Source organism: Pseudomonas sp. P867, from assembly GCF_019891455.1.
Lineage (GTDB): Bacteria > Pseudomonadota > Gammaproteobacteria > Pseudomonadales > Pseudomonadaceae > Aquipseudomonas > Aquipseudomonas synxantha_A.
This window is the reverse complement of sequence record NZ_JAFLXB010000006.1, coordinates 323,801-336,604: the sequence shown is the minus strand read 5'-3', so window position 1 is coordinate 336,604 and position 12,804 is coordinate 323,801. Positions and strand designations below refer to the sequence as shown.

General features: G+C 60.0%; 10 protein-coding genes. All 10 read left to right on the top strand.

Translation table 11 applies throughout. From position 1 onward, the window contains the following. Window positions 1–271 precede the first annotated feature (271 nt). The 10 genes from dksA to pgi all read left to right on the top strand — a co-directional run bounded on the left by dksA (window position 272) and on the right by pgi (window position 12,802). Window positions 272–706 (top strand): RNA polymerase-binding protein DksA, encoded by a 435-nt coding sequence (gene dksA, locus J1G33_RS14170; RefSeq protein WP_005791430.1) that lies wholly within the window; start codon window positions 272–274, stop codon window positions 704–706. 82 nt (window positions 707–788) lie between these two features. Continuing rightward, the gene (gene gluQRS, locus J1G33_RS14165) at window positions 789–1,676 is read left to right on the top strand and encodes a tRNA glutamyl-Q(34) synthetase GluQRS (protein ID WP_032879458.1); all 888 of its coding nucleotides are present in this window, start codon (window positions 789–791) and stop codon (window positions 1,674–1,676) included. A gap of 62 nt (window positions 1,677–1,738) precedes the next feature. Next, window positions 1,739–1,915: a hypothetical protein gene (locus J1G33_RS14160; RefSeq protein ID WP_003176118.1), complete on the top strand. Its 177-nt coding sequence runs from the start codon at window positions 1,739–1,741 to the stop codon at window positions 1,913–1,915. After that, window positions 1,899–4,853 (top strand): sensor histidine kinase, encoded by a 2,955-nt coding sequence (locus J1G33_RS14155; RefSeq protein WP_005791453.1) that lies wholly within the window; start codon window positions 1,899–1,901, stop codon window positions 4,851–4,853. The genes J1G33_RS14160 and J1G33_RS14155 overlap by 17 nt, the downstream gene beginning before the upstream one ends. A 22-nt stretch (window positions 4,854–4,875) precedes the next feature. Beyond that, window positions 4,876–6,315 (top strand): sigma-54 dependent transcriptional regulator, encoded by a 1,440-nt coding sequence (locus tag J1G33_RS14150; protein WP_223018242.1) that lies wholly within the window; start codon window positions 4,876–4,878, stop codon window positions 6,313–6,315. 696 nt (window positions 6,316–7,011) lie between these two features. After that, window positions 7,012–8,415 (top strand): polynucleotide adenylyltransferase PcnB, encoded by a 1,404-nt coding sequence (locus J1G33_RS14145; protein WP_032879455.1) that lies wholly within the window; start codon window positions 7,012–7,014, stop codon window positions 8,413–8,415. Between the two features lie 2 nt (window positions 8,416–8,417). Beyond that, window positions 8,418–8,903, top strand: coding sequence for a 2-amino-4-hydroxy-6-hydroxymethyldihydropteridine diphosphokinase (folK, locus tag J1G33_RS14140; protein WP_223018241.1), 486 nt, complete (start codon window positions 8,418–8,420; stop codon window positions 8,901–8,903). Between the two features lie 362 nt (window positions 8,904–9,265). Continuing rightward, window positions 9,266–10,066: a 3-methyl-2-oxobutanoate hydroxymethyltransferase gene (gene panB / locus J1G33_RS14135; protein ID WP_005791461.1), complete on the top strand. Its 801-nt coding sequence runs from the start codon at window positions 9,266–9,268 to the stop codon at window positions 10,064–10,066. Then, window positions 10,063–10,914 carry a pantoate--beta-alanine ligase gene (gene panC / locus J1G33_RS14130; RefSeq protein WP_032879451.1) on the top strand — a complete coding sequence of 284 codons (852 nt, stop codon included), beginning with the start codon at window positions 10,063–10,065 and terminating at the stop codon, window positions 10,912–10,914. The genes panB and panC overlap by 4 nt, the downstream gene beginning before the upstream one ends. A 223-nt stretch (window positions 10,915–11,137) precedes the next feature. Next, window positions 11,138–12,802 carry a glucose-6-phosphate isomerase gene (pgi, locus tag J1G33_RS14125; protein ID WP_103734797.1) on the top strand — a complete coding sequence of 555 codons (1,665 nt, stop codon included), beginning with the start codon at window positions 11,138–11,140 and terminating at the stop codon, window positions 12,800–12,802. Window positions 12,803–12,804: the final 2 nt, after the last annotated feature.

Below are 12,804 nucleotides of genomic sequence, written 5' to 3'. Positions count from 1 at the left end.
GCGGTAAAACATGCTCTATTGCCTGATTGGGGCTGCAAGTGCACCCTGCGCACGCTCGTAAAACAGCTAAAATCAACATTCGAGGCGATACATACCCAGTCATGGCGGGCTGCTGCAGTTTGCAACCCCTTTGCCCTGGAGCTCGACAACCGGGAGTAGCGCACCCTGAATCTATCTGGTAAGTTCGCCCGCTTGCAGCCGCAGGGCCGGCAGGTGTCGGTGACGTTGCAATCCTGCGCAATGGATTAGAAGAGTGAGAGGCGGTCTATTCATGTCCACCCAAGCAAAGCAACAGAGCATCAGCGGTTTCCAGCCCTACGTTGAATCCAAGGGCGAGGAATACATGGGCAAGCCCATGCGCGAGCACTTCTCCAAAATCCTGAAGCAGTGGAAGCAGGACTTGATGCAGGAAGTCGACCGCACGGTTGACCATATGAAGGACGAAGCAGCCAACTTCCCGGACCCGGCAGACCGTGCCAGCCAGGAAGAGGAATTCGCCCTTGAACTGCGCGCTCGTGATCGCGAACGCAAGTTGATCAAGAAGATCGACAAGACCCTGCAATTGATCGAAGACGAAGAGTATGGCTGGTGCGAATCCTGCGGCGTCGAGATCGGTATTCGCCGCCTCGAAGCCCGCCCGACTGCGGACCTGTGCGTAGACTGCAAGACCTTGGCTGAAATCAAGGAAAAACAGGTCGGCAAGTAACCCTGTCGAGCTGAACGAATGGGGCGTGCAAACGCCCCATTTTTGTTTCTGGCGTTTACCGGTTTTGCAGTAGTATCCGCCCATGACAGCCTCTACCTATATCGGGCGTTTCGCCCCCACGCCCAGCGGCCATTTGCACTTCGGCTCCCTGGTTGCTGCCCTCGCCTCCTACCTCGACGCACGCGCCCAACATGGCCGCTGGTTGATGCGCATGGAAGACCTTGACCCTCCCCGTGAAGAGCCCGGCGCCCAGGCGGCGATCCTGCATGCCCTGCAAAGCTACGGCTTTGAATGGGATGGCGAGCTGGTTCGACAGAGCGAGCGGCATGACGCCTACGCCAAAGTGCTGAATGACCTGTTCAACCATGGCCTGGCCTATGCCTGCACATGCTCGCGCAAGCAACTGGAACCCTACAACGGGATTTACCCAGGCTTGTGCCGCAATGCCGGCCACGACCAGCAGGATGCCGCCATCCGTCTGCGTGTGCCTGAACTGGAATACCACTTTACCGACCGCGTGCAGGGCGAGTTCCGACAGCATCTGGGCCGCGACGCCGGCGACTTCATCATCCGGCGCCGCGACGGCCTCTACGCCTATCAGTTGGCCGTGGTCCTCGACGATGCCTGGCAAGGGGTTACCGATATCGTGCGCGGCGCCGACCTGCTGGACTCCACGCCGCGCCAGCTTTACTTGCAAGAGCTGCTCGGCCTGCGCCAGCCACGTTACCTGCATGTACCACTGATTGTGCAGCCGGACGGCAACAAACTGGGAAAATCCTACCGCTCTCCACCGTTGACCGCCGACCAGGCCACGCCCTTGCTGCTTCGCGCACTGCGCGCCCTCGGCCAGCCAGCCGGTAACGAACTGCTTTACGCAAGCCCACGGGAACTGCTGGATTGGGGCATTACGCACTGGGACGCGACGCAGATCCCGCGCACACTCACGCTGGCCGAAGCGCAATTGAGTTGAAGGCGCTTGCAGGTTGCCCGCCATCCGTTACCATCGCCGCAGATTTTTAATCAGAGGCCAATATGTACATCTATCGATTGGTCCTGTTGCTGGTCGTCGGGATCTACCTGTTCTCCCCCGCCATCATGGATTGGTGGATCGACGCCACGGGCGCCTGGTATCGCCCTTATCTGCTATGGCTGATCCTGATCGTCGTGACCTTCATCCTGCAGAGCCAAAAAGATGCCGATGAGCTTTAGCCTCACCCAGATGCTGCTGATCAGCGCCGCCTACCTGGCTGCGTTGTTCGGCGTGGCCTGGATCAGTGAGCGCGGAATGATTCCGCGGGCGATCATTCGCCATCCGCTGACCTACACCTTGTCCCTGGGCGTGTACGCCAGCGCCTGGGCGTTCTACGGTACGGTGGGCCTGGCCTATCAGTACGGCTACGGCTTTCTGTCCAGTTACCTGGGGGTGTCCGGTGCGTTCCTGCTGGCGCCGGTGTTGCTGTACCCGATCCTGAAAATCACTCGTACCTACCAGTTATCATCCCTGGCGGACCTGTTTGCCTTCCGCTTTCGCAGTACCTGGGCCGGTGCGCTGACCACGATTTTCATGCTGATCGGCGTACTGCCGTTGCTGGCCCTGCAGATTCAAGCAGTGGCAGACTCCATCAGCATCCTGACCCGCGAACCCGTGCAACACCGTGTTGCCCTGGCTTTCTGTGCACTGATCAGCCTGTTCACAATTTTCTTCGGCTCGCGCCATATTGCTACCCGCGAGAAACACGAAGGTTTGGTGTTCGCAATTGCCTTTGAGTCGGTCATCAAGCTGATCGCCATTGGCGGCGTCGGCCTGTATGCGCTCTACGGCGTGTTCGACGGCCCGCAACAGCTGGAGCTGTGGCTGCTGCAAAACCAGACTGCCCTCGCCGCGCTGCACACACCCTTGCAGGAAGGCCCATGGCGCACGCTGCTGTTGGTGTTCTTCGCCTCGGCGATCGTAATGCCGCACATGTACCACATGACCTTCACCGAAAACCTCAACCCACGCTCACTGGTGAGTGCGAGCTGGGGTTTGCCGCTGTTCCTGTTACTGATGAGCCTGGCGGTGCCGTTGATCCTGTGGGCCGGCCTGAAACTGGGGGCCACCACCAACCCTGAGTATTTCACCCTGGGCATCGGCATTGCCGCCAACAGCCCGGCGTTGGCACTGCTGGCGTATGTCGGCGGTTTGTCGGCGGCCAGTGGATTGATCATTGTCACCACGCTGGCGCTATCGGGCATGGCACTCAACCACTTGGTGCTGCCGCTGTACCAGCCGCCGGCTGAGGGCAATATCTACCGCTGGTTGAAATGGACCCGCCGCGCGCTGATCGTTGCGATCATTACCGCCGGCTACGGGTTCTACCTGCTGCTCGGCGCCGGGCAAGACCTGGCCAACCTTGGCATTGTCGCGTTTGTCGCCACCTTGCAGTTCCTGCCGGGGGTGTTGTCGGTGCTGTACTGGCCGACCGCCAACCGCCGTGGTTTTATCGCAGGGCTGCTGGCGGGGATCCTGGTGTGGATCGTCACCATGTTGCTACCACTGGTCGGCAACTTGCAGGGCTTCTACATCCCGTTGCTGAACATGATTTACGTGCTCGACGACACCAGTTGGCACATGGCGGCCATTGCCTCGCTGGCCGCCAACGTACTGATGTTTACCCTGATCTCATTGTTCACCAACGCCAGTGCCGAAGAAACCAGCGCCGCCGAAGCCTGCGCAGTGGACAACGTGCGTCGCCCGCAACGCCGCGAACTGCACGCAGCCTCGCCCCAGGAGTTTGCCACGCAACTGGCCAAGCCTCTGGGCGCCAAGGCGGCGCAAAAGGAGGTCGAGCAAGCGCTGCGTGACCTCTACCTGCCGTTCGACGAGCGTCGCCCCTATGCCCTGCGCCGTCTGCGTGACCGTATCGAGGCCAACCTCTCCGGCCTGATGGGCCCCAGCGTGTCCCAGGACATGGTCGAAACCTTCCTGCCCTACAAGGCGGGCGGCGAAAACTACGTGACCGAAGACATCCATTTCATCGAAAGCCGGCTGGAGGATTACCACTCACGCCTCACCGGCCTGGCCGCCGAACTCGATGCCTTGCGCCGTTACCACCGCCAGACCTTGCAGGAACTGCCGATGGGTGTCTGTTCCCTGGCCAAGGACCAGGAAATCCTGATGTGGAACAAGGCCATGGAAGAACTCACCGGCATCGCCGCCCAGCGGGTAGTGGGCTCGCGCCTCAATACCCTGGCCGATCCGTGGAAAGAACTGCTTCAGGGGTTTATCAACCTGCCCGACGAGCACTTGCACAAGCAGCACCTGGCCCTCGATGGCCAGACCCGCTGGCTCAACCTGCACAAAGCCGCCATTGATGAGCCCCTGGCCCCCGGTAACAGCGGCCTGGTTTTGCTGGTGGAAGACCTCACCGACACGCAGATGCTCGAAGACAAGCTGGTGCATTCCGAGCGCCTGGCCAGTATTGGTCGTCTCGCAGCCGGCGTGGCCCACGAAATCGGCAACCCGATCACCGGTATCGCCTGCCTGGCGCAGAACCTGCGCGAAGAGCGCGAGGAAGACGGTGAAATCACTGAAATCAGCGGGCAGATCCTTGAACAGACCAAGCGCGTTTCGCGCATCGTGCAGTCGCTGATGAGCTTCGCCCACTCCGGCGCGCATCAAAACCAGGACGAAGCGGTGTGCCTGGCCGAGGTCGCGCAGGACGCCATTGGGCTTCTGGCCTTGAATCGGCGCAATTTCGAAGTACAGTTCTTTAATCTGTGTGATCCGGAACATTGGGTCGATGGCGACTCGCAACGCCTGGCCCAAGTGCTGATCAACCTGCTGTCCAACGCACGCGATGCATCGCCGGCCGGCAGCGCAGTGCGCGTCAAGAGCGAGGCTTTCGAGCACACGGTCGACCTGATCGTGGAGGACGAAGGCAGCGGCATCCCACAGAACATCATGGACCGATTGTTCGAACCCTTCTTCACCACCAAGGACCCCGGTGAAGGTACCGGTCTGGGCCTTGCACTGGTCTATTCCATCGTTGAAGAGCATTATGGACAAATCACCATCGACAGCCCGGCTGACACCGAAAGCCAACGCGGCACCCGTATCCGGGTGACCTTGCCGCGTCATGTCGAAGCGACGTCCGCTGTGAACTGAGACCGTCGAGAGAATTGAATCAATGCCGCACATTTTGATCGTCGAAGACGAAACCATTATCCGCTCTGCCTTGCGTCGCCTGCTTGAACGAAATCAGTACCAGGTCAGCGAAGCCGGCTCGGTGCAGGAAGCCCAGGAGCGGTTCAGCATCCCCACGTTCGACCTGATTGTCAGCGACCTGCGCCTGCCTGGAGCTCCGGGCACCGAGCTGATCAAGCTGGGCCAAGGCACCCCGGTGCTGATCATGACCAGCTACGCCAGCCTGCGCTCGGCGGTCGACTCGATGAAGATGGGCGCGGTGGACTATATCGCCAAGCCTTTCGATCACGATGAGATGCTCCAAGCCGTGGCCCGCATCCTGCGTGACCGTCAGTCGGCCAGCAGCGCGCCTGCCGAACAGCGTCCAGTCGGCAAAGCGACCAACGGCGCCGACAAGCCCGGTGTGGACAACAGCAATGGCGAGATCGGCATCATCGGCTCCTGCCCGCCGATGCAGGATCTGTACAGCAAGATCCGCAAAGTGGCGCCGACCGATTCCAATGTATTGATCCAGGGCGAGTCGGGCACTGGCAAGGAGCTGGTTGCCCGCGCCCTGCACAACCTGTCCAAGCGCGCCAAGGCACCGATGATCTCGGTGAACTGCGCGGCAATCCCTGAATCGCTGATCGAGTCCGAACTGTTCGGTCACGAGAAAGGCGCGTTCACCGGCGCCAGCGCCGGGCGTGCTGGCCTGGTTGAAGCGGCGGACGGCGGCACCTTGTTCCTCGATGAAATCGGCGAGCTGCCACTGGAAGCCCAGGCGCGCTTGTTGCGGGTGTTGCAGGAAGGCGAGATTCGCCGCGTCGGTTCGGTGCAATCGCAAAAGGTTGATGTGCGGCTTATTGCAGCGACGCACCGTGACCTCAAGAGCCTGGCCAAGATCGGCCAGTTCCGTGAAGACTTGTATTACCGCCTGCACGTGATCGCCCTCAAATTGCCGGCCCTGCGCGAGCGCGGCGCCGACGTCAACGAGATCGCCAGTGCGTTCCTGTTACGCCAGAGCGCACGCATCAACCGTACCGACCTGAAGTTTGCCGCGGACGCCGAGCAGGCAATCCGGCATTACTCGTGGCCGGGTAACGTGCGGGAATTGGAGAACGCCGTGGAGCGCGCGGTGATCCTGTCGGAAAGCCCGGAGATTTCCGCCGAGCTTTTGGGCATCGATATCGAGCTCAGTGACCTGGAAGACGATGACTTCATCGGCCTGGCCCCACAACAGGGCGGCAGTAGCAATACCAGTCATGAGCCGACGGAGGATTTGTCACTGGAAGACTACTTCCAGCATTTCGTCCTGGAACATCAGGACCATATGACCGAGACCGAACTGGCCCGCAAACTGGGCGTGAGTCGCAAGTGCCTGTGGGAGCGGCGCCAGCGCCTGGGCATTCCGCGGCGCAAGACCGGGGTTGCCAGCGAGAGCTGAGGGTGCGCCCCCATGGGTAACACCTGTTGATGTGAAAAAACTGTTACCGCTGACTTTTCACGTAACAAAAGCCGGGGCTTACGGTAACGAAGCCCCGGCTTTTTTTGCCCTCGAAAACTGCAAAACCACCTCACCCCCCTGATTTTGCTGGCCGGTACAAAAGTTGGCACGCACCCTGCTATATGCTTAGTACAAAAACAATAACAAGCTATGTACAAGACAATAAAAATAAGACGAATCGACTCACGCATAACAAAAACAACATGGCGGAGGCGCAGCTAACTGATTCTTTTGGAGAGGCGTTGCATTTGGGGCTTGCCCCGCAACCAGGCCGAGAACAACAAAAACTGCCCTAAGGCAGAGCCTGAACTGGTTGGATCGTAGATCAGCAACACAGCGACCAAAGCAATCCGTTTGCTCTTGACTCTCGATTGGGAGTGTCATGAAGGTGAAGCTTCATGGCGAGGGCGATCAACAAAAACAAGAAGCCCGAAATCAATAATAAAAATAGAGCACGCAACTACTTCTGGGGGAGCTTCGGCTCCCCTTGTAGTTTCCGGGATTTGACTCCAAAACGCTTAAGGCGCAATGCCTGTAGCTTGTTCCTACACCATCCCCTGACTAAATGCTAGAATCCCCGCCCATCATGCGGTCATTCTTCGTTATGGCCGAACATTCCTTCAAACAGTGCATCCCATGCTGAAGAAGTTGTTCCAGTCATTCCGTTCTCCCTTGCGTCGTACGCAACACAAACGCAGCACGCCTGAAGTGCTCAACAGCAGCCAGCATTCGTTGCAGCGCGCTCAATTCAGCCGTTATGCAGTGAACATCGTCGAACGTTTGCAGAACGCCGGCTACCAGGCTTACCTGGTGGGTGGTTGCGTACGCGACATGCTGCTCAATATCACGCCCAAGGATTTCGACGTCGCCACCAGCGCCACGCCTGAACAAGTGCGCGCCGAGTTTCGTAACGCACGAATCATCGGCCGGCGCTTCAAGCTGGTGCATATCCATTTTGGTCGCGAAATCATCGAGGTTGCGACCTTCCGCGCCGGCCACCCGCAAAACGATGAAGAGGAAGACACCAATCAGTCTTCCCGCAACGAGAGCGGGCGCATCCTGCGTGATAACGTCTACGGCACCCTGGAAGAGGACGCGCAACGTCGCGACTTCACCATCAATGCCCTTTATTACGATCCGGTCAGCGAGCGCATCCTCGATTACGCCAATGGCGTACACGACATTCGCAATAACCTGATCCGCCTGATCGGTGACCCGACCCAGCGCTATCAGGAAGATCCGGTGCGTATGCTGCGCGCCGTGCGGTTCGCGGCCAAACTCAACTTCGGTATCGAGAAGCACACTGCCGCGCCGATTCGCGAGCTGGCGCCCATGCTGCGGGAAATCCCCTCGGCACGCCTGTTCGAAGAGGTGCTCAAGTTGTTCCTCTCGGGGTATGCCGCCGACACCTTCGAAATGCTCGTCGACCTGCAGTTGTTCGACCCGCTGTTCCCGGCCAGTGCCGAGGCGCTGGAATATAACCCCACGTACACCCACACGCTGATCAGCGAAGCGTTGGTCAACACCGACCTGCGCATCAAGCAGAACAAACCGGTAACCCCGGCATTCCTGTTTGCCGCCCTGCTGTGGCCAGCGCTGCCCAAGCGCGTACTGCGCCTGCAGGACCGTGGCATGCCGCCGATCCCGGCCATGCAGGAAGCCGCTCACGAACTGATCGCCGAGCAGTGCCAACGCATCGCCATCCCGAAACGCTTCACCATGCCGATCCGCGAAATCTGGGACATGCAGGAACGTTTGCCGCGTCGCAGCGGTAAGCGTGCTGACCTGCTGCTGGACAACCCACGCTTCCGTGCCGGCTACGACTTCCTGCTGCTGCGCGAAAGCGCCGGTGAGCAGACCGATGGCCTGGGCGAATGGTGGACTGACTATCAGGACGCCAATGACAGCCAGCGTCGCGAAATGATTCGTGAGCTTGGCAGCAAAGGCGATGGTGCCGGTGAAGGGCCGAAAAAGCGTCGCCGCAGCGGCAGCAAGCGTAAACGCAGCAGTGCCGATGCCTCGGGCGCCGCGGGCGAATAAACGTGGAACGTATCTACATCGGCATGGGCAGCAACCTGGCTGCCCCGCAACAGCAATTGCGCAGCGCGATCGAGGCGCTGGCGCAACTGCCTGGCACCCACCTCGCTGGTGTGTCCGCCTTCTATCAAAGTGACTCCCTGCTCCCGGGCCAACCGCGCTACACCAACGCGGTTGCGGCACTGGACAGCAGCCTGGCGCCGCTGGACCTGCTCGACGCACTGCAAGCCATCGAGAATGACCAGGGCCGCAAACGTCTTGAGCGCTGGGGCCCACGCACACTGGATCTGGATATCTTGCTGTTCGGTGATCGCCTGATCGACGAACCGCGCCTCAAGGTGCCGCACTACCAGATGCATCTGCGCGCCTTTGTGCTGTATCCGCTGGCTGAATTGGCGTCAACCGACCTGCAACTGCCTGACGGCCAACGCTTGAGCACCCTGCTCACAGCCTGCCCATTCGTCGGCCTGGAACGCTTACCGCAAGAATGACTCGGTCAATGTGGGAGCTGGCTTGCCTGCGATACAAGCGACTCGGTGTATCAGCCACACCGCGTGGATGCCATCGCAGGCAAGCCAGCTCCCACATTTGATCTGCGCTGCCGTAAACCGCGCACAAGTTGCGCAATCGCGTCAGTAACAGCGGTAACACCGCCATCGTAACAATGCGGTAACACATCCAATTGACTTCCCGTGTCCTCCTCACGACTATAGGCGTCCCGCTGCCGCCAACCCGGCGCTACAGGGCGCAATCCAGGCCTTATAAGCACTGCTTTCAAGACAGTGCGCCTGTATAAACGAAGACTCACGCGCGTTACTCGCTGTTTCCAAGCGCCTGAACGAGGACCCTTTTCATGCCAGACATTACCCTGACCACCTTGCAGAGCCTCAAGCTCAAGGGTGAAAAAATCACCATGCTGACCTGCTATGACGCCACCTTCGCCAACGCCTGTTGCCAGGCCGGGGTTGAAGTGTTGTTAGTGGGCGACTCCCTGGGCATGGTTCTTCAAGGGAATGACAGCACCCTGCCCGTGACCACGGATGAACTGGCCTACCACACCGCCAGCGTCAAGCGTGGCAACGACGGCGCCTTGATCATCGCCGACCTGCCGTTCATGGGGTACGCCACGCTTGAGCAAACCTTCCAGAACGCCGGCAAGCTGATGCAGGCCGGCGCCCATATGGTCAAAGTCGAAGGCGCCGTGTGGCTGGCCGAGTCGATCAGGCTGCTGGCTGAACGCGGTGTACCGGTATGTGCACACATGGGCCTGACCCCGCAGTCGGTGAACATCCTCGGCGGCTACAAGGTACAGGGTCGCAATGAAGCCCAGGCGCGCCAGATGCGCGCCGATGCCATCGCCCTGGAACAAGCCGGTGCCGCGATGATTGTGCTGGAGTGCGTCCCCAGCGAACTGGCCGCAGAAATCACCCAGGCCGTCAAAGTGCCGGTAATCGGCATTGGCGCCGGCTCCGCCACCGATGGTCAGGTGCTGGTCCTACACGACATGCTCGGCCTGTCGATTAGCGGTCACGTACCCAAGTTCGTGAAGAACTTCATGGCCGGCCAGGACAGCATTCACGCAGCCCTGAGCGCTTACGTCAGCGAAGTCAAGAATGTGACTTTCCCAGGCGTTGAACACGGATTCTCGGCATGAACACCGTTAAAACCGTCCGCGAACTGCGGGCTGCCGTGACCCACGCCCGCAGCGCCGGCAAACGCATCGGCTTTGTGCCTACCATGGGCAACCTGCATAGCGGCCATGCCACCCTGGTGACCAAGGCCGCGCAGCAGGCAGATTTCGTGGTGGCGAGCATTTTCGTCAACCCACTGCAATTCGGTGCCGGCGAAGATCTGGATAAATACCCGCGCACATTGGCCGCCGACCAGGAAAAACTCCTGCAGGCGGGCTGCAACCTGCTGTTTGCGCCCACTGTCGAGGAAATGTACCCCGATGGCATGAACGGCCAGACCCGCGTCAGCGTGCCACAACTGTCCGAAGGCTTGTGCGGCGCCAGCCGCCCAGGGCATTTCGAAGGCGTGGCCACGGTGGTCAGCAAGTTGTTCAACATGGTCCAGCCCGACATGGCCGTATTTGGCCAGAAGGACTACCAGCAGTTGGCGGTCATTCGCGCCATGGTCCGCGATCTGAACATGCCGATCCAGATCATCGGCGAACCCACCGTGCGTGCAGCGGACGGCCTCGCGCTGTCATCACGCAACGGTTACCTCACCGAGGAGCAACGTGCGGTCGCGCCGGTGCTGTACCGCGCCCTCAGCCAGATCGCCACGGCCATCCAAGACGGTGATCATGATTTCGCCAAGCTTCGCGCCGAGCAAATCCGGCAGATTGAAGCCGCAGGGCTACGCATGGACTACCTGGAAGTGCGCCAAGGCGTACATCTGCGCCCGGCCACGGCTGAAGATCGGGATGTGGTGATCCTGGTCGCCGCTTATCTGGGCGCCACACGCCTGATCGATAACCTGCACCTGAACCTCGCCTGACCCCACTTTACCCTCCACCTGTTGCCCCGACGGCTGTGCCGGTATAAAAAAGTACCGGCCACAGCGCAGACAAAGCCAAGACATATCCACACGCTAGGTTTAATGTAATCGCCCTGCGCTATGGTTAGCGCTGTCTGGAACCCAGTCGTTGAGACAAGAATGGATGTTCCGGGCTTTTAAGTGTCCTAAAGGCAGTCCCTGTAATAAAAGGAAACCCGCAGCGATGGCGTACTACCGCACCCCTCATGACGTTACCGCTCTGCCCGCCTGGCAAGCGCTTGTTCAACATCGCCAAGCCATGCAGGATTTCAGCATGCGCGAAGCGTTCAATGCCGACCCTCAGCGCTTTTCCCAATTTACCTTGAGCAGCTGCGGACTTTTCCTCGATTATTCGAAAAACCTGATCACCAGCGAAACCCGCGACCTGCTGGTGGACCTGGCCAAGGAAGTGAACCTTAAAGGCGCGATTGATGCGCTGTACGCCGGCGAGCCCGTCAACTCTTCCGAAGGCCGCCCGGCGCTGCATACCGCCCTGCGCCGCCCGGTGGGTGACAAGCTGTCGGTCAACGGCGTGAACATCATGCCGGACGTGCACAAGGTGCTGAACCAGATCACTGACCTGGTCGGTCGCATCCACGACGGCCTGTGGCGTGGCTACACCGAAAAGCCGATCACCGACGTGGTGAACATCGGCATCGGTGGTTCGTTCCTCGGTCCGGAACTGGTCTCCGAAGCGCTGTTGTCCTACGCCCACAAAGGCGTGCGTTGCCACTACCTGGCGAATATCGACGGCAGCGAGTTCCACGAGCTGACCATGAAGCTGCGCGCCGAGACCACGCTGTTCATTGTTTCGTCCAAATCCTTCAACACCCTTGAAACCCTGAAGAACGCCCAGGCCGCCCGCGCCTGGTACCTGGCCCAGGGTGGTTCGGAAGCTGAGCTGTATCGCCACTTCATCGCCGTTTCGAGCAACAACGCAGCGGCCGTAGCCTTTGGTATTCGCGAAGAGAACATCTTCCCGATGTGGGATTGGGTAGGCGGGCGTTACTCGCTGTGGTCGGCGATTGGCTTGCCAATCGCCCTGGCCATCGGCATGTCCAACTTCAAGGAACTGCTGTCGGGTGCCTACACCATGGACCAGCACTTCCTGAACGCGCCGTTCGAAGCCAACATGCCCGTACTGCTGGGTTTGCTGGGCGTGTGGTACGGCAACTTCTGGGGCGCGCAGAGCCACGCGATCCTGCCGTACGACCATTACCTGCGTAATATCACCAAGCATTTACAACAGCTGGACATGGAATCCAACGGCAAGAGCGTCCGCCAGGACGGCACGCCAGTGTCCACTGATACCGGCCCGGTGATCTGGGGTGGCGTAGGCTGCAACGGGCAGCACGCTTACCACCAGTTGCTGCACCAAGGGACGCAACTGATCCCGGCCGACTTCATCGTGCCGATCGTCAGCTTCAACCCGGTCTCCGATCACCACCAGTGGCTATACGCCAACTGCCTGTCCCAGAGCCAGGCACTGATGCTCGGCAAGACCCGTAGTGAGGCCGAAGCCGAGCTGCGTGAGAAGGGCCTGCCGGAAGCGGAAGTGCAGAAGCTGGCACCGCACAAGGTGATCCCGGGCAACCGTCCGAGCAACACCATCGTGGTCGAACGCATCAGCCCTCGTCGCCTCGGCGCGCTGGTGGCGATGTATGAGCACAAGGTGTTCGTGCAGAGCGTGGTCTGGGGCATCAACGCTTTTGACCAATGGGGCGTTGAACTGGGCAAGGAACTGGGCAAAGGCGTTTACAACCGCCTGACGGGCGCCGAAGAAACCTCAGCCGAGGACGCTTCGACCCAGGGCCTGATCAACTACTTCCGCGGTCGTCACCGCGGCTGATG

What these genes read in the sequence shown, in the direction of transcription:
- panB (WP_005791461.1), top strand. Translation starts at nt 9,266, where the DNA reads ATGCCAGACATTACCCTGACCACCTTGCAGAGCCTCAAGCTCAAGGGT.
- panC (WP_032879451.1), top strand. Translation starts at nt 10,063, where the DNA reads ATGAACACCGTTAAAACCGTCCGCGAACTGCGGGCTGCCGTGACCCAC.
- J1G33_RS14145 (WP_032879455.1), top strand. Translation starts at nt 7,012, where the DNA reads ATGCTGAAGAAGTTGTTCCAGTCATTCCGTTCTCCCTTGCGTCGTACG.
- J1G33_RS14150 (WP_223018242.1), top strand. Translation starts at nt 4,876, where the DNA reads ATGCCGCACATTTTGATCGTCGAAGACGAAACCATTATCCGCTCTGCC.
- J1G33_RS14160 (WP_003176118.1), top strand. Translation starts at nt 1,739, where the DNA reads ATGTACATCTATCGATTGGTCCTGTTGCTGGTCGTCGGGATCTACCTG.
- gluQRS (WP_032879458.1), top strand. Translation starts at nt 789, where the DNA reads ATGACAGCCTCTACCTATATCGGGCGTTTCGCCCCCACGCCCAGCGGC.
- dksA (WP_005791430.1), top strand. Translation starts at nt 272, where the DNA reads ATGTCCACCCAAGCAAAGCAACAGAGCATCAGCGGTTTCCAGCCCTAC.
- pgi (WP_103734797.1), top strand. Translation starts at nt 11,138, where the DNA reads ATGGCGTACTACCGCACCCCTCATGACGTTACCGCTCTGCCCGCCTGG.
- J1G33_RS14155 (WP_005791453.1), top strand. Translation starts at nt 1,899, where the DNA reads ATGCCGATGAGCTTTAGCCTCACCCAGATGCTGCTGATCAGCGCCGCC.